Source organism: Phycicoccus jejuensis (genome assembly GCF_000720925.1).
Classification (GTDB): Bacteria; Actinomycetota; Actinomycetes; order Actinomycetales; family Dermatophilaceae; genus Phycicoccus; species Phycicoccus jejuensis.
This window is the reverse complement of sequence record NZ_JOEE01000003.1, coordinates 20,395-40,484: the sequence shown is the minus strand read 5'-3', so window position 1 is coordinate 40,484 and position 20,090 is coordinate 20,395. Positions and strand designations below refer to the sequence as shown.

At 74.7% G+C, this 20,090-nt stretch carries 19 protein-coding genes; 12 read left to right on the top strand and 7 right to left on the bottom strand.

Features of this window, described 5'->3' with window-relative positions; all coding sequences use genetic code 11:
• Window positions 1-88: 88 nt before the first annotated feature.
• Window positions 89-226: a hypothetical protein gene (locus IG69_RS22460; protein ID WP_169742042.1), complete on the bottom strand. Its 138-nt coding sequence runs from the start codon at window positions 224-226 to the stop codon at window positions 89-91.
• A 143-nt stretch (window positions 227-369) separates the two neighbouring features.
• On the opposite strand from IG69_RS22460, the gene dapB reads away from it, so the two are divergent.
• From dapB to IG69_RS0106415, 9 genes are all read left to right on the top strand, one after another.
• Complete coding sequence (gene dapB, locus IG69_RS0106455) at window positions 370-1,119, top strand: 4-hydroxy-tetrahydrodipicolinate reductase (RefSeq protein ID WP_030527351.1); 750 nt, start codon at window positions 370-372, stop codon at window positions 1,117-1,119.
• Window positions 1,120-1,342: 223 nt separating this feature from the next.
• Complete coding sequence (locus tag IG69_RS0106450; RefSeq protein WP_030527350.1) at window positions 1,343-2,752, top strand: MFS transporter; 1,410 nt, start codon at window positions 1,343-1,345, stop codon at window positions 2,750-2,752.
• Between the two features lie 2 nt (window positions 2,753-2,754).
• Window positions 2,755-4,923, top strand: a complete 2,169-nt coding sequence (locus IG69_RS0106445) for a molybdopterin oxidoreductase family protein (RefSeq protein ID WP_425414798.1) — start codon at window positions 2,755-2,757, stop codon at window positions 4,921-4,923.
• Window positions 4,920-6,398 (top strand): FAD-dependent oxidoreductase, encoded by a 1,479-nt coding sequence (locus IG69_RS0106440; protein ID WP_051750306.1) that lies wholly within the window; start codon window positions 4,920-4,922, stop codon window positions 6,396-6,398. Before IG69_RS0106445 ends, IG69_RS0106440 begins: the two co-directional genes overlap by 4 nt.
• A complete protein-coding gene (gene nirB / locus IG69_RS0106435) occupies window positions 6,395-8,977 on the top strand; it encodes a nitrite reductase large subunit NirB (protein ID WP_030527347.1) in 2,583 nt (860 codons plus the stop codon). Before IG69_RS0106440 ends, nirB begins: the two co-directional genes overlap by 4 nt.
• Window positions 8,974-9,348, top strand: coding sequence for a nitrite reductase small subunit NirD (gene nirD / locus IG69_RS0106430; protein ID WP_030527346.1), 375 nt, complete (start codon window positions 8,974-8,976; stop codon window positions 9,346-9,348). The genes nirB and nirD overlap by 4 nt, the downstream gene beginning before the upstream one ends.
• 7 nt (window positions 9,349-9,355) lie before the next feature.
• Window positions 9,356-10,585 carry a uroporphyrinogen-III C-methyltransferase gene (gene cobA / locus IG69_RS0106425; protein ID WP_030527345.1) on the top strand — a complete coding sequence of 410 codons (1,230 nt, stop codon included), beginning with the start codon at window positions 9,356-9,358 and terminating at the stop codon, window positions 10,583-10,585.
• Window positions 10,578-11,726: a uroporphyrinogen-III synthase gene (locus IG69_RS0106420; RefSeq protein WP_051750368.1), complete on the top strand. Its 1,149-nt coding sequence runs from the start codon at window positions 10,578-10,580 to the stop codon at window positions 11,724-11,726. The genes cobA and IG69_RS0106420 overlap by 8 nt, the downstream gene beginning before the upstream one ends.
• Window positions 11,723-12,409 (top strand): sirohydrochlorin chelatase, encoded by a 687-nt coding sequence (locus IG69_RS0106415; RefSeq protein WP_030527343.1) that lies wholly within the window; start codon window positions 11,723-11,725, stop codon window positions 12,407-12,409. Before IG69_RS0106420 ends, IG69_RS0106415 begins: the two co-directional genes overlap by 4 nt.
• Window position 12,410: 1 nt before the next feature.
• Here IG69_RS0106415 and IG69_RS0106410 read toward each other — a convergent pair whose 3' ends face one another.
• The 4 genes from IG69_RS0106410 to IG69_RS0106395 are packed head-to-tail and all read right to left on the bottom strand — an operon-like array spanning window position 12,411 to window position 14,804.
• Window positions 12,411-12,725, bottom strand: coding sequence for an AzlD domain-containing protein (locus IG69_RS0106410; RefSeq protein WP_030527342.1), 315 nt, complete (start codon window positions 12,723-12,725; stop codon window positions 12,411-12,413).
• The gene (locus tag IG69_RS0106405; RefSeq protein ID WP_051750305.1) at window positions 12,722-13,468 is read right to left on the bottom strand and encodes an AzlC family ABC transporter permease; all 747 of its coding nucleotides are present in this window, start codon (window positions 13,466-13,468) and stop codon (window positions 12,722-12,724) included. The genes IG69_RS0106410 and IG69_RS0106405 overlap by 4 nt, the downstream gene beginning before the upstream one ends.
• Window positions 13,465-14,070, bottom strand: a complete 606-nt coding sequence (locus tag IG69_RS0106400) for a GNAT family N-acetyltransferase (RefSeq protein WP_030527340.1) — start codon at window positions 14,068-14,070, stop codon at window positions 13,465-13,467. The genes IG69_RS0106405 and IG69_RS0106400 overlap by 4 nt, the downstream gene beginning before the upstream one ends.
• Window positions 14,071-14,072: 2 nt before the next feature.
• A complete protein-coding gene (locus IG69_RS0106395; protein ID WP_030527339.1) occupies window positions 14,073-14,804 on the bottom strand; it encodes an enoyl-CoA hydratase-related protein in 732 nt (243 codons plus the stop codon).
• Between the two features lie 62 nt (window positions 14,805-14,866).
• On the opposite strand from IG69_RS0106395, the gene IG69_RS0106390 reads away from it, so the two are divergent.
• On the top strand, window positions 14,867-15,805 hold the full coding sequence (locus IG69_RS0106390) for an SMP-30/gluconolactonase/LRE family protein (protein WP_030527338.1): 939 nt from the start codon (window positions 14,867-14,869) through the stop codon (window positions 15,803-15,805).
• Here the strand turns inward: IG69_RS0106390 and IG69_RS0106385 are convergent.
• Both IG69_RS0106385 and IG69_RS0106380 read right to left on the bottom strand, forming a co-directional pair.
• Complete coding sequence (locus tag IG69_RS0106385) at window positions 15,790-16,257, bottom strand: dihydrofolate reductase (protein WP_030527337.1); 468 nt, start codon at window positions 16,255-16,257, stop codon at window positions 15,790-15,792. The genes IG69_RS0106390 and IG69_RS0106385 overlap by 16 nt on opposite strands.
• Window positions 16,254-17,063: a thymidylate synthase gene (locus tag IG69_RS0106380; protein WP_030527336.1), complete on the bottom strand. Its 810-nt coding sequence runs from the start codon at window positions 17,061-17,063 to the stop codon at window positions 16,254-16,256. The genes IG69_RS0106385 and IG69_RS0106380 overlap by 4 nt, the downstream gene beginning before the upstream one ends.
• A 34-nt stretch (window positions 17,064-17,097) precedes the next feature.
• On the opposite strand from IG69_RS0106380, the gene dapA reads away from it, so the two are divergent.
• The gene (dapA, locus tag IG69_RS0106375) at window positions 17,098-17,994 is read left to right on the top strand and encodes a 4-hydroxy-tetrahydrodipicolinate synthase (protein ID WP_030527335.1); all 897 of its coding nucleotides are present in this window, start codon (window positions 17,098-17,100) and stop codon (window positions 17,992-17,994) included.
• Window positions 17,991-19,676 (top strand): ribonuclease J, encoded by a 1,686-nt coding sequence (locus IG69_RS0106370; RefSeq protein WP_030527334.1) that lies wholly within the window; start codon window positions 17,991-17,993, stop codon window positions 19,674-19,676. Before dapA ends, IG69_RS0106370 begins: the two co-directional genes overlap by 4 nt.
• The last annotated feature ends 414 nt before the right edge of the window (window positions 19,677-20,090 follow it).

Genomic DNA, 20,090 nt, shown 5'->3' with positions numbered 1-20,090 from the left:
CGTCCGGGCGCCACCGGGGACGTCCGGGGGAACGCGAGAGGCCCGCGCCCCGGTGGGGGTGTGGGCCTCTGGCGTGACGTGCGGTCGATCAGGCGGCGGCGCGGGGACGCAGCTGGTGCGGCGCGCTCCAGCGCATCTCCATCCGCGTGCGGCCCTCGGCGTCGGTGACCGGGACCCAGCGCACGGCCAGGCCGGTGCGGCTCGTCGTGGTCGTGACCTTCTTCATGTCAGGCCCCCTTTCCGTGGTGTTCACCTGCTGTTCACCTTCAGGATAGCCGACGGAACGGCCGAAGGTGAACGGACGGTGAACGACGGCGCGGCGCGGACGCCGAGCGGGCCGGCATCGACGCGCTGGCTAGGGTGGTCGGCATGAGCACGACACGCGTGGCGGTCATCGGTGCCGCGGGCCGGATGGGGTCCACGGTCTGTGCGGCGGTCGAGGGCGCCGACGACCTCGAGCTCGTCGGCCGCTTCGACGCCGGGGACGACCTCGGCGACCTCGGTGAGGCCGACGTCGTCGTCGAGTTCTCCGTGCCCGACGCCTCGCCCGCCAACGTCGCGCACTGCGTGGAGCGCGGCGTCCACGTCGTCGTCGGGACGACCGGGTGGAGCGAGGAGCGGCTCGCGACGCTGCGCGAGCAGCTGGGCGAGGACCCGACCGTCGGCGTCCTCGTCGCCCCGAACTTCGCGATCGGCGCGGTGCTCCTCATGGAGCTCTCCCGTCGCGCCGCCCCGTTCTTCGAGTCCGTCGAGGTCGTCGAGCTGCACCACCCCGACAAGGTGGACGCGCCCTCGGGCACCGCCGCGCGCACCGCCGACCTCATCGGGGCCGCCCGCGACGAGGCCGGCTGCGACCCCGTCCCGGACGCCACGACCCACGACCCCGACGGCGCCCGCGGCGCCCGCGTGCACGGCGTCCCCGTCCACTCCGTGCGGCTGCGCGGCCTCGTGGCCCACCAGGAGGTCCTCCTCGGGGGTCCGGGCGAGATGCTCACGCTGCGCCACGACTCCTTCGACCGGGTCTCCTTCATGTCCGGCGTCCTCGCCGCGGTCCGCCAGGTCGGCGACCGCCCCGGACTCACGGTCGGGCTCGAGCACTACCTCGGCCTCGGAGGCTGACGCTCGGACCGACCCCGAGGGTCCGGGCACCCCGGCCGCCACCCCGTGTGACGGCCGCGTTACGAAGTCCTCACTGGTGAGGCCGGTGCCGGCATGAGACCGATGTTGCGCACGGTTCACGCCCGTCACGGCCGCACGAAACACGCCCTCCCTAGGTTTCCGGTCATTCAACGACGGGGCGCCGGGCCAGGTGTCCCCGGGGCACCGACCGGGAGGACCCGCGATGACCACCACGACCACACCCTCGGCGGGCACGGGCGCCGACGACCTCGGCGTCGTCGGACCCGGGCGCTGGATCGAGCGCTGGGACCCCGACGACGAGACCTTCTGGGAGCAGCGGGGACGTGGTGTCGCCCGGCGCAACCTCGTGTGGTCGATCGTCGCCGAGCACATCGGCTTCTCCGTCTGGCTGCTCTGGTCGATCGTCGTCGTCAAGATGACGGGCACCTTCGCCGCCGACGGCACCCTCGTCACGGCCGGGACCGCCGGATGGGCCCTCACGGCCGGGCAGGCGCTGACCGTGCTGGCCGTGGCATCGGGGGTGGGTGCCTTCCTCCGCATCCCCTACACCTTCGCCGTTCCCCTCTTCGGTGGTCGCAACTGGACGGTGGTGTCGGCGCTGCTACTCCTCGTCCCCACCCTCGGCCTCGCATGGGTCGTCCAGCACCCGGAGCTGCCCTTCGGCGTCCTCCTGCTCGTCGCGGCGACGGCCGGCCTGGGCGGGGGCAACTTCGCCTCCTCGATGGCCAACATCTCCTTCTTCTACCCCGAGCGCGAGAAGGGCTGGGCGCTCGGTCTCAACGCGGCCGGCGGCAACATCGGCGTCGCGGTCGCCCAGAAGGTCGTGCCACTCGCCATCGGGCTCGGCGGGCTGGCGGCCGGCCTGTCCAACGCCGGACTCGTGTACGTCCCGTTGGCCCTCGCCGCCGCCGTCACCGCGTGGCTCTTCATGGACAACCTGCGCGAGGCCAAGGCCGACCCGCGCCCGACGGCGACGGCGACCAAACACCTGCACACGTGGGTCATGGCCTTCCTCTACATCGGGACCTTCGGGTCCTTCATCGGCTACTCCGCGGCGTTCCCGACGCTGCTCAAGGTGGTCTTCGAGCGGCCCGACATCGCCCTCGGCTGGGGTTTCCTCGGGGCGCTCGTCGGCTCGGTGTCGCGTCCGCTCGGTGGGCGTCTCGCCGACCGTCTGGGCGGCGCCAGGGTCACCGTGGTCACGTTCGTCCTCATGGCCGCGGCCGGCTGGTCCGCCGTGATCGGGGTGCAACAGAAAAGCCTGCCGCTCTTCTTCGTCAGCTTCATGGTCCTGTTCGTCGCGACCGGCGTCGGGAACGGCTCGACTTACCGGATGATCCCGGCCATCTTCACCCGGATCGGTGCGCGGGACGGCGACGGCTCGGAGCGGTCCCGGACCGAGTTCAAGCGGCGCGCGGCCGGCGCGGTCGGCATCATCTCGGCGGTCGGCGCGTTCGGCGGCTTCGTCATCCCGTTCGTCTACAAGTTCTCGACCGAGCACTACGGCTCGATCGTCCCGGCGCTGCAGGTCTACGTCGCACTGTTCCTCGTCATGGCCGTCGTCACCGCCGCCGTGTACGTCCGCAAGGGCGCGACGATGGGCGCGGTCTGACCGTGGTCCCGACCTCCGCGCGGGAGACGGTGGGGCCGCTGTCCGGCGGCCCCACCGCCACCCACTGTCCCTACTGCGCCCTCCAGTGCGCCCAGACCCTCCTGCGCACTCCCGAGGGCCGGTTGCCCGTCGAGGTCCGCTCGCGGGACTTCCCGACGAACCGCGGGGGGATGTGCCAGAAGGGATGGAGCTCGGCCGAGGTCCTGGCGGCGCCCGACCGGCTCACCACACCGCTCGTGCGGCGGGACGGGCGGCTCGTGCCTGCCGCGTGGGACGAGGCGCTCGACCACGTCCACGCCCGGCTCGAGGCGATCCGTGCCGAGCACGGCGCGGAGGGCGTGGCCGTCTTCGGCGGCGGGGGGCTGACCAACGAGAAGGCGTACACGCTCGGCAAGTTCGCCCGGGTGGTGCTGCGCACCCCGTACATCGAGTACAACGGTCGTTTCTGCATGTCCTCGGCGGCCGCCGCCGCCAACCGCACGCTGGGCGTCGACCGGGGCCTGGCCTTCCCGCTCGCCGACCTCGGCGACGCGGACGTCGTGCTCCTCGTCGGGTCGAACCCCGCCGAGACGATGCCGCCCCTGGCACAGCACCTCGCCGGTGCCCGTGCCCAGGGCGGGCTGGTCGTGGTGGACCCGCGACGCTCGGCCACCGCGCGCCTGACCGCCGACGGTGGGGGCGTGCACCTGGCTCCGGTGCCGGGGACCGACCTCGTCGTCCTCCTCGCCCTCACCCACGTCCTGGTCGACGAGGGGCTGGTCGACGCCGACTACCTCGCGGCGAGGACCACCGGCTGGGAGGACGTCCTGGCCTCGATCAGCCGGTGGTGGCCCGAGCGAGCGGAGGCGGTCTGCGGGGTGCCGGCCGACACCCTGCGTCGGGTCGCGCGGCGGCTGGCCGCCGCCGCCCCGGTGCACGGCGGCGGCGGGGCCTACGTCGTCACCGGGCGCGGGATGGAGCAGAGCGCCCACGGCACCGACACCGTCTCGGCGGCCATCACGCTGGCCCTGGCCCTCGGACTGCCGGGCCGGCGGGGGAGCGGGTACGGACCGCTCACCGGCCAGGGCAACGGACAGGGTGGCCGCGAGCACGGCCTGAAGTCGGACCAGCTGCCCGGCTACCGCCATATCGCCGACCCCGCGGCCCGCGAGCACGTCGCGCGGGTGTGGGGGGTGGACCCCCAGGACCTGCCCGGCCCCGGCGTCCCGGCGGTCGAGCTGCTCCGGCGGCTCGGCACCGGCGGCGGCCCACGCGCCCTGCTCGTCCACGGGGCCAACCTCGTGGTCTCGGCACCGAACGTCGGTGCGGTCCGGAAGGCGCTCGGCCGTCTGGACCTGCTGGTGGTCAGTGACGTCGTCCCGTCGGAGACGGCGATGCTCGCCGACGTCGTCCTCCCGGTCGCGCAGTGGGCCGAGGAGGAGGGCACGATGACGAACCTCGAGGGTCGCGTCATCCGTCGGCGCAGGGCGCTGGACCCTCCCGGGGACGCCAGGGACGAGCTGTGGGTGATGCGCGAGCTGGCCGCCCGCTTCGGGGTCGAGCTGTCCGACGACGCCCGTGAGGTGTTCGACGAGATGGCCCGGGCCTCGGCCGGCGGGAAGGCCGACTACTCCGGGATCACCTACGACCGGCTCGATGCGGGTGAGGCGCTGTACTGGCCCTGTCCCGCCGACCGGCCCGAGGGCACCCCGCGGATGTTCCAGGACGGCTTCGCCACCCCGGACGGGAGGGCGCGGCTGGTGGCGGTCGACCATCGGGCCCCTGCCGACGACGTCACGGGGGAGCGGCCGGTGCACCTCGTCACGGGCCGGGTGCTGCAGCACTACCAGTCCGGAGCGCAGACCCGACGCGTCGAGGAGCTCGTCGAGGCCGCGCCCGGGCCCGTGGCCGAGCTGTCGCCGGTCCTCGCCGACACCCTCGGCCTCGAGGACGGCGACCGGGTCCGCGTCTCGTCGGCCCGTGGCTCCCTCACCGTCCCGGCCCGGGTCACCGACGCCATCCGGCCGGACACCGTCTTCCTGCCCTTCCACTGGGCCGGCGAGCTGAGCGCCAACCTGCTGACCACCGACGCCACGGACCCGGTGTCCGGGATGCCCGAGTTCAAGGTGTGCGCCGTCCGCGTCGAGCGGGTCGCGCGGGCCGTCCCCGCCCCCGAGGAGGTCCTCGCATGAGGGTCGTCGTCATCGGCCACGGCATGGTGGGCTCCCGGTTCGCCGAGGAGCTCGTGGCCGCCGACCCCGGCGCCGAGGTCACCGTGCTCGGCAAGGAGCCCGTCCCCGCGTACAACCGGGTGCTGCTCTCGGGCGTCGTCGCGGGCTCGACCGACCCGGCCCTGCTCGCGATGGCCGGGCCGGCCCACCCGCGACTTCGGGTCCTCACCGGTGTCGCGGCGGTGGACATCGACCGGCAGGCCCGGACGGTGCGGGACGCGACGGGCCACGACCACGCGTACGACGTCCTCGTGCTGGCCACCGGGTCGGCAGCGCGCGTCCCGGCCATCCAGGGCGTCGCGGACGACCGCGGACTGGTCCCGGGCGTCCACGTGCTCAAGGACCTGGCCGACGCCACGGGCATCGTCGACCAGGCGGTGGGCGCCCGGAGGGCCGTCGTCCTCGGCGCGGGGGTCCTCGGCATCGAGGTCGCGACCGGGCTCGCCGCGCGCGGCCTCTCGGTGCGCGTGGTCCACCTCGGCCAGCGGCTCATGGAGCGACAGCTCGGGTGGGAGGCGGCGCAGGTCGCCGTGGGCAGCCTCGGGCGCCTCGGCATCACGACCCACGTCGGGGCCTCCGTCGCCGGCGTCCTCACCCGCCGCGACCGCCTGTCCGGGGTGCGCTTCGGGGACGGCCTCGAGGCCGCCGCGGACCTCTTCGTGATGTGCTGCGGCACCAGCCCGGAGACGGTCCTGGCGCGCCGCGCCGGACTCACCTGCGACCGGGGCGTCGTCGTGGGTGAGGACCTGTGCAGCCCCGACGACCCGGCGGTGTTCGCCGTCGGCGACTGCGCCCAGCCGCCCGAGGGCGGGCGCGGGCTGGTCGCCCAGGGTTGGGAGCAGGCCCGGCGGCTCGTCGCCCGGCTCAGTCGGGCGGACGGCGGCCCGGGCGCCGACGGCACCACGGACGTCGTGCGCGTCAAGGCGGTCGGCCTGTCGATGGTGAGCATGGGCCTGTCCGGTGACTTCGACCGCGAGGACCCGCGCTACCGCGTGCTGTCCCTCAAGGACCCCGAGCGCGGCCGCTACGTCGAGGTCGTCGTCGCCGGGGGGCTGCTCGTCGGCGCGACCTGCCTCGGCGACGCCGAGGTCGGGGCGACCCTCTCGGCGCTCTACACCCGCTCGATGCCCGTGCCGGAGGACCCCGCGCTGCTCATGGTCCGCGCCCTCGCCGGCGGCGGCCCCGGGGTCGTCAGCCGGGCACCGGCCGACCTCGAGGACGGCGACCGGGTGTGCTCGTGCAACAGCGTGAGCGCCGGGGCCGTCCGGGCCGCCGTCCACGGCGGTTGCCGCACCGCCGTCGAGGTCTCGCGCCGGACCCGGGCGAGCACCGGCTGCGGCGACTGCCGCAGCACCGTCGAGGCGCTGGTCGCCGCGACGGCATCCGAGCAGGGCAGCCAGCAGACACACCCCGACCTCGTGAGGAGCCAGTCATGACCGAGCACGTCGTCGTCGTCGGTGGGGGGATGGTCGCCCACCGGTTCGTCGAGGCCCTGCGGGCCCGCGACACCGCGGGGGCCTTCGCCGTCACCGTCCTGGCCGAGGAGGAGCGCGCCCCGTACGACCGGGTCGGGCTCTCGGCCTTCTTCTCGGGCACGCCGCCGGAGGACCTCGCCCTGGGCGACCCGTCCCTGTGGGAGCACCCCCTGGTCACGCTGCGGCTCGGAGCGGGTGTGGGCGCACTCGACCGCGCAGCCCGCACCGTGACCCTGGCATCCGGTGAGACGCTCGGGTACGACCACCTCGTGCTGGCCACCGGCTCCTACGCCTGGGTGCCGCCGCTGCCGGGTGCCGACCTGCCGGGCGTCTTCGTCTACCGCACGGTCGAGGACGTCGTGGCCCTGCGCGACTGGGTGCACGCCCGCTCCGCGGTCCTCGGACGTCCGGTCCGCGGGGCGGTGGTCGGCGGAGGGCTCCTCGGTCTGGAGGCGGCGGGTGCGCTGACCAGCCTCGAGGTCGAGACGACCGTCGTCGAGTTCGCCCCGCGACTGATGGCCCTCCAGGTCGACGAGGGTGGCGGCGAGGCGCTGCGCCGGATCATCGAGACGGTGGGGGTGAGCGTCCGCACCGGGGCGGCCAGCGAGTCGCTCGAGGCGGCCGAGGACGGCACGGTCGGCGGCCTGCGGCTGACCGGCGACGACACCGCGGTCCCGGTCGACGTCGTCGTGGTCGCCACCGGGGTCCGGCCTCGCGACGAGCTCGCGGCGCCCGCCGGGCTCGCCGTCGGCCCGCGCGGTGGGGTGCTCGTCGACGAGGGCTGCCAAACCGCGGACGAGCGGGTCTTCGCGGTCGGCGAGGTGGCCTGCATCGAGGGCCGCTGCCTGGGCCTCGTCGCGCCGGGCTACACGATGGCCGAGATCGCCGTGGACCGGTTGCTCGGTGGGGAGGCGACCTTCCCCGGCGCGGACCTGTCGACCAAGCTCAAGCTGCTCGGCGTCGACGTGGCCTCCTTCGGGGACGCCTTCGCCCAGGCCCCCGGGGCGCTGGAGATCGTCCACTCCGACCCGGTCGCCGGGACGTACAAGAAGCTCGTCCTGTCCGACGACGCGCGGGTGCTGCTCGGCGGCATCCTCGTCGGGGACGCCTCGGCCTACGCCTCGCTGCGCCCCATGGTCGGTGCCGAACTGGGCGCCGACCCGGGGGTCTGGCTCTACCCCGAGGGCGCCGGCGCCCGCCCGCAGACCGAGCTGCCGGACGCCGCCCAGGTGTGCTCCTGCAACGGCGTGACGGCCGGGACGGTCCGGGCCTCGGTCATGGAGGGGTGCCACGACCTGCCGGCGGTCAAGACCTGCACCCGGGCCGGCACCTCGTGCGGCTCCTGCGTCCCACTCGTCAAGAAGCTGATGTCGGTGGAGTTGGCCAGGGCGGGCCTGGCCGTGTCCTCGGCGATGTGCGAGCACTTCGCGATGGCCCGGGCCGAGCTGTTCAACGCCGTCATGGTCAGCGGGCTGCGTCGCTGGAGCGAGATCGTGCAGCGGTTCGGCTCCGGGCGTGGCTGCGACATCTGCAAGCCGGCCGTCGCCTCCATCCTGGCCAGCCTCTACGACGAGCACGTGCTCGGCGAGGACCGGGCCGCCCTGCAGGACACCAACGACCGCGTGATGGCCAACCTCCAGAAGGACGGGACCTACTCGGTGGTGCCGCGGGTGCCGGGTGGGGAGATCCTGCCCGAGCAGCTCGTCCTCATCGGCGAGGTCGCGCGTGACTTCGGCCTGTACACCAAGATCACCGGCGGCCAGCGGATCGACCTCTTCGGGGCCCGCCTCGAGCAGCTCCCGGCCATCTGGCAGCGCCTCGTCGACGGTGGGATGGAGTCCGGGCACGCCTACGGCAAGGCCTTGCGCACGGTGAAGTCGTGCGTCGGGTCCTCCTGGTGCCGCTTCGGCGTGCAGGACTCGGTCGGGATGGCCGTGATGCTCGAGCTGCGCTACCGCGGGCTGCGCAGCCCGCACAAGATCAAGCTCGGCGTCTCCGGGTGCGCGCGCGAGTGCGCCGAGGCCCGGGGCAAGGACGTGGGCCTCATCGCCACCGAGAACGGCTGGAACGTCTACGTCGGCGGCAACGGGGGGTTCACCCCCCGGCACGCCCAGCTGTTCGTCGAGGACGTCGACACCGACACCGCCGTGCGCGTCGTCGACCGGTACCTCATGTACTACGTCCGCACCGCGGACCGGCTGCAACGGACGGCGCCCTGGCAGGAGGACCACGAGGGCGGGCTCGACCGGATCCGCGAGATCGTCGTCGACGACGTCCTGGGGATCGGTGCCGACCTCGACGAGCAGATGGCCCGCCACGTCGAGGCCTACGAGGACGAGTGGGCCGCAGTGCTGCGCGACCCCGTGCGGCTGCGGCAGTTCTCCTCGTTCCTCAACGCCCCCGACACCGCTGACCCCACTCTGGCCTACGTGGCCGAGCGTGGCCAGCGCCGCCCGGCCACCGAGGCCGAGCGGGCCGCCGGCCTCGCCACCCCCGGCCCCGTCCTCATCGCCTCGACCACCCTGGAGGTCCGCCCGTGACCGCGATCGCCGACCGCCCGACCCGCCTCGCCGTGTGCGACGTCGGGCAGCTGACCCCCGAGCTCGGTGCCGCCGCCCTCGTCGGCGACCGGCAGGTCGCGGTCTTCCTGCTCGGTGACGGCCGCGTCTTCGCCGTGGACAACGTCTGCCCCTTCTCGGGCGCGGCCGTGATGTCGCGCGGGATCACCGGCTCACGGGGGGAGGTGGCGACCGTCGCCTCGCCGGTCCACAAGCAGGTCTTCTCTCTCGAGGACGGCCGCTGCCTCGACGCGCTCGACCGCACGCCGCTGCCGGGACGTGGACCCGACTTGGCGACCTACACCGTGACCGTCGACCATGGACGCGTGACCATCCACCTTCCGGCGGCGTGACGCGCCCGTGACCACCCTCGTCGGCCTCGACCTGGCCGGACGCCGCGTGCTCGTCGTCGGCGCCGGTGCCGTCGGCATGCGCCGGGCACGGCGCCTCCTCGACGACGCCGCGCACGTCGTCCTCGTCGACCCCAGCCCCTCCGACGACGCCCGACGCGTCGCGAGCCACGGCGACGCCGAGCTGTTCGTGCGACCTGTCGAGGAGGCGGACCTCGACGACGTCTGGTTCGTGGTCGCCGCCACCGCCGACCCGGCCGTCAACGGGCAGGTCGCGGCCTGGGCCCGGGCACGTCGCACCTGGTGCGTCAACGCCTCGGACCGGCGCGACGGCAGCGCCCGGATGGCGGCCTCCAGCACCCACGGCGACCTCGCCCTCGGTGTCGTGTCCGTCGGGGACGCCGACCCCCGGCGGGCCGCCGTGGTGCGCGACCAGCTCGCCGCACACGTGGCCGGCGGAGAGGTCGACCTGCGCCGGCGCCGCGTCCGGCGCGGACGGGTCGTGCTCGTCGGCAGCGGCCCCGGGGACCCCGGCCTCGTCCCGCTCGCCGGGCTCGAGGCCCTGATGACGGCCGACGTCGTCGTCACCGACCGGCTGGGCGCGACCCCGCTGCTCGACCGGCTGCCGCCCGACGTGGAGGTGGTCAACGTCGGCAAGAGCCCGACCAACCACCCGGTGCCGCAGGCCGAGATCAACGCCCTCCTCGTCGACCGGGCCCTGCGCGGGCTCACCGTCGTGCGGTTCAAGGGCGGCGACCCCTACGTCTTCGGCCGGGGCGGCGAGGAGATGCACGCCTGCCGGCTCGCCGGGGTGGAGGTCTCGGTCGTCCCCGGCATCACCTCGGCGTTCTCGGTGCCGGCGCTCGCCGGCATCCCGGTGACCCAGCGCGGCGTCTCGACCTCGGTCCACGTCAGCTCCGGCCACGTCGGGGCCGACGACGCGACCCTCGCCGCGCTCGGCGCCGGAGCCACCGTGGTGCTGCTCATGGCCGTCTCGGCTCTGTCTGCCATCTGCGAGGCGGCGACCTCGGCGGGTGTCGACCCAGGGCTGCCGGTCGCGATCATCGAGTCGGGCTCGACCCACGCGCAGCGGGTGACGCGGGCGACCCTGCGCACGGCGCCCGTGGTCGCCGAGCGCGAGCGGGTGCGGCCGCCGGCGGTCATCGTCATGGGGCGGGTCGCGGCCGAGGGGTTCCTCGACGACCCGGTCTGCGCGACGGACGGGGGTGGCGATGACTGACGCGGCAGCCGGGCGCGTGCGCTCGCTGCAGGCCGGGGGGCCGGTGCTGGTCGGGTGCACTGTCGCGGTCACCGCCGACCGACGGTTCAAGGAGCTCGCGGCTGCGCTCGAGCGCCGAGGGGCGACCGTCGAGCACGCGCCGGCCCTCGAGGTCGTGCCGCACCTCGACGACCTCAGCCTCGTCGACCGCACGCGGGAGGTCCTCGAGAACCCGCCGGACGTCGTCGTCGCGACGACGGGCATCGGCTTCCGCGGCTGGGTGGAGGCCGCCGACGCGGCCGGGCTCGCCGAGGACCTCCTCGACGTCCTCGGGGCCGCCCGCCTCATCGCCCGCGGTCCCAAGGCGCGCGGCGCCATCGAGGCCGCCGGGCTGACGGCGGACTGGGTCGCCACGTCGGAGACGGCGCAGGAGATCCGGACGTTCCTCCTCGCCGAGGGGGTCGAAGGGCTGCGCATCGCCGTGCAGCACCACGGGAGCGGCGCCGATGGGCTCGACGAGGCGTTTGTCCAGGCGGGCGCGGAGGTCACCTCGGTCGTCGTCTACAGCTGGGGTCCGGCCGACCCCGAGGTGCTCGCCGACTCCGTCGAGCGCACCGCTGCGGGGCTCGTGGACGCGGTCGTGTTCACCTCCGCCCCGGGGGTGCTCGCGTGGCTGGCCGCGGGGACGGAGCACTCGCTGCACGAGATCCACCGGCGCAACCACGCCGGCCGGCTGGTGCTCGCCACCGTCGGGCCGGTGACCGCCGCACCCCTCGTCGACGCCGGGCTGGCCCCACTCGTCCCGAGCCGGTGGCGGCTCGGTGCGCTCGTCCGCGAGCTCGTGACGCACTACGCCGACCAACCGGCGCTCGAGACGGTGGCCGGCTCCCTCGCGGTGCGGGCCCGGGTCGCGGTCCTCGACGGCCGGGCGCTCCCCCTGGGGCCGGCCGGCGTGGCCCTCCTCGCCGACCTCGCGGCGGCCGGTGGCGCGGTGGTCCCGCGGGAGCGGCTCCAGCGGTTGCTGCCCGGCGGGTCGAGCGACGGGCACGCGGTCGACGCGGCGATCGCCCGCGTCCGAGAGGCCTGTGGCTGCAAGGACCTCGTGCGCACGGTCGTCAAGCGCGGGTACGCCCTCGCCCTGGCGACGCCCGAGGCCTCGTGAGACCGACCCTCGTCGTCTGCGGGCACGGCACCCGTGACCCGCGCGGCCGCGCGGTCGTCACGGCGGCGGTCGAGGCGGTCGCGGCACGGCTGCCGGGGGTCGAGGTGCGCGAGGCGTACGTCGACGTCCACGGACCGGCCGTCGACGAGGTCGTGGCGTCGCTGCCGCTGCGGCCCGACGGCTCGCGCGCCGGGGTGGTCGTCCCGCTGCTGCTCGCCGCCGGCTACCACGTGCGGGTCGACCTCGCCGAGGCCGTCGTCGGGCGGCCGGACGTCGTCGTCACCCCCGCGCTCGGGCCGGACGACCGCCTCGTCGACCTCCTCGTCGAGCGGGTGGAGCAGGCCGGGGGAGCAGGCCCGCGGGACGTGGTCGTCCTCGCGCCGGCCGGGTCGAGCGACGAGCACGCGCAGGAGGCCTCGGCCGAGACGGCGCGCCGGCTCGGGGAGCGCCTGCGCCGCCCGGTGCGCCTCGGCTACGCGGCGGGCCCGCGGCCGCCGGCCGCCTGCGCGGTGACGGCGGCGCGCATCGACGGTGCCGAGCGCGTCGTGCTCGTCTCGTACCTCCTGGCGCCGGGGTTCTTCCAGCGCCGGCTCGAGGGGTGCGGCGCCGACGTCGTCACCGCTCCGCTGCTCCCGGACGACCGCGTGGTCGACGTCGTGCTCGAGCGCTACCGCACGGCCTGACTCAGGCCCAGCCGACGGCCCGTAGCAGCGCCGCGGTGGCGGCCGCCCCGGCGACGACGACGAGGAAGTTGGCGCGCACGAGGAGCAGGACGACGGCCACCGCGAGGGCCGCGGCGCGGGCGTCGAGGACGAGCGCCCCGGCGTCCCCGGCGACGGTCTGGACGGTGACGAGGGCGGCGAGCAGCGCGACGGGCAGCAGGGCGATGACGCGGGAACGACGCTCACCCTCGACCCAGTGGGCGGGCACGAGGTAGCCGGCGAGCTTGAGCGCGTAGGCCGCGGCGCAGGCGAGCAGCACGGTGGTCCAGGTCGTCACGGCAGCGGGTCCCGTCCGTCGAGCTCACCGGGGGCGGCCGTCGGCGACCCCTCGTGCCGTCCGCCGCGCCGCAGCCCGACGGCGAGGGCGGCGAGCACGGAGAGGATGACCGGCACGCCCGGCGGCAGGAGCGGGCTCGTGACGAGGGCGATGAACACAGCGAGCACCGCGGTGGCCGCCGCGTCCCCGCTGCGCAGGCGCGGCCAGAGGAGCGCGGCGAAGGCCGCCGCCGCCGCGGCGTCGAGCCCGTAGGTGCGGGGGTCGCCGAGCGCGTTGCCGACGAGCGCGCCGACGAGGGTCATGAGGTTCCATCCGAGGAACACGGCGATGCCCGTGAGCCAGAACCCGATCCGCTGGGCCGGTCGCTCCGGCTGGGCCACCCCGACGGCGGTCGACTCGTCGATGGTCAGCTGGGCCGCCGCGAGCCGGCGCAGCCCCGCGACGCCGAGGAACCGGGAGGTCTGCAGGGCGTAGAGGCCGTTGCGGACACCGAGCAGCGACGACGTCGCCACCGCGGCCACGCCGCTGCCCCCGGCCCCGAGCACCCCGACGACGGCGAACTGCGACCCGCCGCTAAACAGCAGGAGCGAGAGCGCCTGCGTCTGCCAGACGTCGAGGCCCGAGGCCACCGACAGCGCCCCGAACGAGACGCCGTAGAGGCCCGTGGCGCCGCCGACCGACAGGGCCTGGCGCCGCACCTCGCGCCGCCGCTCCGGGGGGAGCGGCGCCGCGGAGCCCGTCATCCCCCGTCCGGCTCGTCGAGCCGGGCCAGCACCCGCACCTCGCGCAGCGTGTCGCCGTCGGGCGAGACGACGCGGTCGCGGAAGGCGCCGTCGGGGCCCAGCCCCGAGCCCGCGAGGAAGGCGCGGGTCTCCTCGTCGTCGGCGAGCAGCCACGCGGTGACGGTGTCGGCCCCGGCCTGGCGCAGCTGGTCGACGGCGGCGTTGACCAGCCGCGAGCCGTGGCCCTGGCGGCGGGCGTCGGGGTGCACGGCGAGGAGCGTGACCTCGCCCCAGGCCCCCTCGGCGTCGGGGTCCTGCGACGGCCCCAGCGCGACGGCGCCGACGACCTGCGGGCCGGCGCACGCGACGAGCAGCCGGTGCACGCCCTCGGGCGGGGCGGTCAGGCCGGCCCGCCAGGCACGCGCGAAGGCGTCCGGCTCGAAGAGCGCGATGACGTCGTCGGGCAGCCGGCCGGCGTAGGTCGCGCGGAAGACGTCGGCCTGCACCCGGCCCACGGCCGGCGCGTCGTTGGCGCGGGCGACCCGGACGCTCGCGTCGGCCGTGGGGCCGGCGTCGGACCCGTGGTCGTGCGGGTGGTCGTGGGAGTGGTCGTGCGTCGTCATCGTCAGACCCCCCGGAAGACGGCCGGGCGGCGCTCGGCGAAGGCGGTCCGCCCCTCGACGAGGTCCTCGCTCGACCACGCGTGGGCGAACGCGGCCTCGTAGCGCCCGAGCCCGTCCTCGTCGTCGTGCCGGACCCCGAGGCCGACCTTGGAGCCGGCCTGGCTCAGGGGGGCGAGCGACGCGGCACGCGTCGCGAGGGCCAGGGCGTCGTCGAGGCCCCCGCGCTCCTGCGCGAACCCGAGGCGCCACGCGTCGTCGGCGTCGAGGACGGCGGCCGTGAGGACCAGGTGCCGGGCCGCGCCCTCGCCCCAGCACCGCGCGAGCCGGTCGAGGGTCCAGTGGTCGACCATGAGGCCGAGCTTGGCGACCGGGACGGCGAAGCGGGCCGAGTCGCCGACGACGCGCACGTCGCAGGCGAGCGCGAGTTGCATCCCGAGGCCCATGCACGAGCCGTCGACCGCGGCGACGGTGGGGACGGGGACGGCCGCGAGGTGCTGGAGGACCTCGGCGAGGCGCTGCGTGAAGGAGACGTCCTCGAGGTCCGTGAGGTCGGCGCCGGCGCAGAAGTGGCCGCCGGCGCCGGTGAGGACGACCGCGCGCGCACCGGCGGCGAGCGCGGCGACGACCTCGTCGTGCAGCTGCTCGAGGGTGGCGAGGTCGAGGGCGTTGCGCCGGTGCTGGCGGTCGATCGTCAGGACGGCGACCCGGTCGGCGAGCGAGGCGTGGACGGTCACGGCCTCGACCCTACCGAGCGCCCCGGGTGACGCCCGGCCCGGCAGCCCCTACGCTCCCGGGCATGACGCTGCCGCTGACCGTCGTGCCGGTCCCGGGCCCCGGGGCGGAGGACGTGCTCGTCGGGGACGACGGGCGCGTCTGGACGGGGACGGCCGACGGCGTCGTCCACGTCCACGACCCCGCCGCCGGCTCGGTGGCGCCCGTCGCGGTGACGGGTGGGCGCCCCCTCGGCCTCGAGTGGCTGCCGGACGGCCGGGTGCTCGTCTGCGACGCCCACCGCGGCTTGCTCGCCCTCGACCCCGCGAGCGGCGACCTCGAGACGCTGCTCACCGAGGTCGACGGCGAGCACCTGCTCTTCACGAACAACGCAGCCGTCCAGCGCGACGGCACCATCTGGTTCACGGACTCGAGCCGGCGCTGGCAGGTCGAGGACTGGAAGAACGACCTCGTCGAGCACACGTGCACCGGGCGGCTGCTGCGCCGCACCCCGGACGGCGCCGTCACGACGGTCGTCGACGGGCTCGCCTTCGCCAACGGCGTCGCCCTCCTGCCCGACGAGCGGGCGGTGCTCGTCGCCGAGACCGGCACCTGCCGCATCCGCCGGGTCCCGCTGCACGGAGGGGAGCCCGGCGAGGTGACGACGTGGGTCGAGGACCTGCCCGGCCACCCGGACAACATCGCCCTCGGCTCCGACGGGCTGGTGTGGGTGACCGTCGCCTCGCCGACCGACCCCGTCCTCGGGGTGCTGCAGCGCAGCCCGCGCGCGGTGCGCGGCCTCGTCCGCCGCCTCCCGGACCGCGTCAAGCCGGCGCCGCGCCGCACCGCGCGGGTCCTCGCCCTCGACGACACCGCGCGCGTGGTCCACGACCTGTCCTTCGACGCGACCCGCTGGCACGTCGCGACGGGTGTGCGCGAGCACGACGGCCGGGTGTGGCTCGGCAGCCTCGTCGAGCCGGCGATCGCGGTGGGGGAGGTCCCGGGCGGTCAGCGCCGCTCGTAGGTGACCCAGGCGCAGCGCTCGCCCGGCACGCGCTCGGTCTCGACCCAGGCGGCCGGGTCGACGGGTGGGAAGTGCGTGTCGCCCTCCGGCTCGAGGTCGACCTCGGTCACGAGGAGCCGGTGCGCGTAGGGCATCGCCTCGGCGTACACCTGCCCGCCGCCGGCGACGAAGACCTCGTGGGCCGGGCCGGCGAGCGCGAGCGCCTCGACGAGGGAGTGCACCGTCTCGACCTCGGCGTGCGCCCAGTCGGCCTGCCGGGTGATGACGATGTGGCGCCGGCCGGGCAGCACCCGCCCGATGGAGTCGAAGGTGCGCCGGCCCATGACGAGGGGATGGCCCATCGTCGTGCGCTTGAAGAACGCGAAGTCCTCCGGCAGGTGCCACGGCATCGCCTGCCCCGCGCCGATGACGCCGTTGCGGGCGACGGCGGCGATGAGCGAGACGCGGGTCATACGGCGATCGGCGCCTTGATCGACGGGTGCGCCTCGTAGCCGACGAGCTCGAAGTCCTCGAGCTCGTAGGCGTCGATCGAGGGCCGGGGCGCGATTGTCATCGTCGGCAGGGGAAGCGGCTCCCGGGTCAGCTGGAGCGTCGCCTGCTCGAGGTGGTTGAGGTAGAGGTGCGCGTCGCCGAGAGTGTGGACGAAGTGGCCGGGCCGCAGGTCGGTCTGCTGCGCGACCATCATCGTCAAGAGGGCGTAGCTCGCGATGTTGAACGGGACGCCGAGGAAGACGTCGGCGCTGCGCTGGTAGAGCTGGCAGTCGAGGAACGCGGGCCCCCCGTCGGCGGCCGGGCGGACGTAGAACTGGAACATCGTGTGGCACGGCGGCAGGGCCATGTCGTCGACGTCGGCGACGTTCCACGCCGAGACGACGTGCCGCCGCGAGTCGGGGTTGGTCCGCAGCGCCTGCACGACCTTGGCGACCTGGTCGACGGTGCGCCCGTCCGGCGTCGGCCAGGAGCGCCACTGGTGCCCGTACACCGGCCCGAGGTCGCCGTGCTCGTCGGCCCACTCGTCCCAGATGGAGATGCCGCGCTCCTGCAGCCAGCGGACGTTGGTGTCGCCGCGCAGGAACCACAGGAGCTCGCCGATGATCGAGCGCAGGTGCAGCCGCTTCGTCGTGAGCACCGGGAAGCCCTCGGCGAGGTCGAAGCGCATCTGGTACCCGAAGACGCTCCGGGTGCCGGTGCCCGTGCGGTCCGACTTCTCGACGCCGGTCGTCATCACGTGGTCGAGGAGGTCGAGGTACTGGCGCACGGTCCCAGCCTAGGGGCGCACTAGTCTGGCGTGCATGACCTCCTCCCCGTTCGGCCGCGTCCTCACCGCGATGGTCACGCCGATGACCCCCGACGGTGCGGTCGACGGCCCGGGGGTCGAGGCGGTCGTCGAGCACCTCCTGGCCACCGGCCACGACGGGCTCGTCGTCAACGGCACGACCGGCGAGGCCTCCACCCTGACCGACGACGAGAGCGTCGACGTCGTGCGCCGCGTCGTCGCGGCCGCGGCCGGCCGGGCCAAGGTCGTCGCGGGCTGCGGCTCCAACGACACCGCGCACGCCGTCGCGATGGCCCGGCGGATGGCCGACGCCGGCGCCGACGCCCTCCTGCTCGTCTCGCCGTACTACAACAAGCCCACCCAGGCCGGCCTCGTCGCGCACTGCCGCGCCGTCGCCGACGCCACCGAGCTGCCGGTCATGCTCTACGACATCCCCGGCCGCACCGCCGTCCCGTTCGCCACGGAGACCCTCGTGGCGCTCGCCGAGCACCCGCGGATCGTCGCCGTCAAGGACGCCAAGGGCGACCTCGCCGCCTCGACCCGCGTCATGGCGGCCACCGACCTGCTGTGGTTCAGCGGGGAGGACGCCCTCAACCTGCCGCTCCTCGCGATCGGCGCCGTCGGCGTCGTCTCCGTCGTCGGCCACGTCGCCGGTGCCCAGTACCGGGCGATCCTCGAGGCCGTCGACCGCGGCGACCTCGACGACGCGCGGCGCCTGCACCGGGGCCTGGTCCCCGTCGTCGACGCGATCATGTCGCCCTCGCAGGGCGCCATCATGGCCAAGGCCGCCCTCGTCGAGCTCGGGGTCATCGAGCACGCGAGCGTCCGCCTGCCCCTCGTCGAGTCCCCGCCCGAGCACCTCGAGGCGCTCCGGGCGGCGCTCGCCACCCTCCCCACCCCGAAGGACTCATGAGCCACCCGCACCCCGACCTCGACCTCCCCGCACCCCTCGCCCCCGGGGGCGTGCGCGTCATCCCGCTCGGCGGGCTCGGCGAGGTCGGCCGCAACATGACGGTCCTCGAGCACGAGGGCCAGCTGCTCGTCATCGACTGCGGCGTCCTCTTCCCGGACGACCACCACCCCGGCATCGACCTCATCCTCCCGGACTTCAGCGCGATCGAGGACCGCCTCGACGACGTCCAGGCGATCGTCCTCACGCACGGCCACGAGGACCACATCGGTGCCGTCCCCTACCTCCTGCGACGCAAGCCCGACATCCCGGTCGTCGGCTCGCAGCTGACCCTCGCCCTCATCGAGGCCAAGCTCAAGGAGCACCGGATCACGCCCTACACCCTCGGGGTCGCCGAGGGCGGGCGCGAGCGGCTCGGCGTCTTCGACTGCGAGTTCGTCGCGGTCAACCACTCCATCCCGGACGCCCTCGCCGTCTTCGTGCGCACCCCCGGCGGCACGATCCTCCACACCGGCGACTTCAAGATGGACCAGCTGCCGCTCGACGGCCGGCTCACCGACCTGCGCGCCTTCGCCCGCCTCGGGGAGGAGGGGGTCGACCTCTTCCTCACCGACAGCACGAACGCCGAGGTGCCGGGGTTCACGACGCCCGAGCGCGAGATCGCGCCGGCCATCGACAAGGTCTTCCGTCACGCGCAGCGCCGCATCATCGTCGCGTGCTTCTCCTCGCACGTGCACCGCGTGCAGCAGGTGCTCGACGCCGCCGACAAGGCCGGGCGCAAGGTCGCGATGATCGGCCGCTCGATGGTGCGCAACATGGGCATCGCCGCCGACCTCGGCTACCTCAAGGTCCCCGACGGCGTCCTCGTCGACCTCAAGCAGCTGAACGACCTGCCCGACGACAAGGTCGTCCTCGTGTGCACCGGCAGCCAGGGCGAGCCGATGGCGGCCCTGTCCCGGATGGCCAACCGCGACCACCGGATCGAGGTGGGGGAGGGCGACACCGTCCTGCTCGCGTCCTCGCTCATCCCCGGCAACGAGAACGCCGTCTACCGGGTCATCAACGGCCTGATGCGCCTCGGCGCGAACGTCGTGCACAAGGGCAACGCCAAGGTGCACGTCTCGGGTCACGCCAGCGCCGGCGAGCTCCTGTACTGCTACAACATCGTCAAGCCGCGCAACGTCATGCCGGTCCACGGCGAGTGGCGCCACCTCGTGGCCAACGCCGACCTCGCCGTCGCCACCGGCGTCCCGCGCCGCAACGTCGTCGTCGTCGAGGACGGCGTCGTCGTCGACCTCGTCGACGGCCGGGCGCGCGTCGCCGGGGCGGTCGAGTGCGGCTACGTCTACGTCGACGGCTCCTCGGTCGGGGAGGCCGACGAGACCCTGCTCAAGGACCGCCGCATCCTGCGCGACGAGGGCTTCATCTCCGTCGTCGTCGTCGTCGACTCGATGACCGGCAAGGTCGTCGCAGGCCCGGAGATCACCGCGCGCGGCTTCGTCGAGGACGACGTCGTGTTCGACGAGATCCGCCCGCGCATCGAGCAGGCGCTCGACGAGGCGACCGCCCAGGGCGTCACCGACTCCCACCAGCTCCAGCAGGTCGTGCGCCGCACGATCGGACCGTCGGTGGGGCGCAAGATCCGCCGGCGCCCGATGATCATCCCGACGGTCATCGAGGCCTGAGCCCGACCACGCGAGGGTCGTCGACCCTTCAACCGATTCCGCACTGAGCGTCCTCGCACGGCTCCGGCGCGGATCGGCTGCTCGGCGAGCCCCCACCTACGGAATCAGTAGCCGCTGGGGCGCCATGGCCACTCATCCGTTCAGATGACGTTGGGAGAGAAATCGCCGAACCCGCCCCGAAAAGGTAAAGCCTCCGTAAAGTGGTTCCCATCGGACGACATCCGGTGGGCCTGCAGGGGCCGACCGCGACAGCGCCCGGCCCGGGCGCCGTCCGACGGGTGAGCGGATCGACAAAGTTCTTCGAACCTCTAGCGAACCGGGTAAAGAGTTCGTAAAGTACGCGTCAGTGACCAGTCAACTCCACACCGGTGGAGGAGGTGGGCACGACCGCCGGGGCGCAGGGCTCCGGTGACC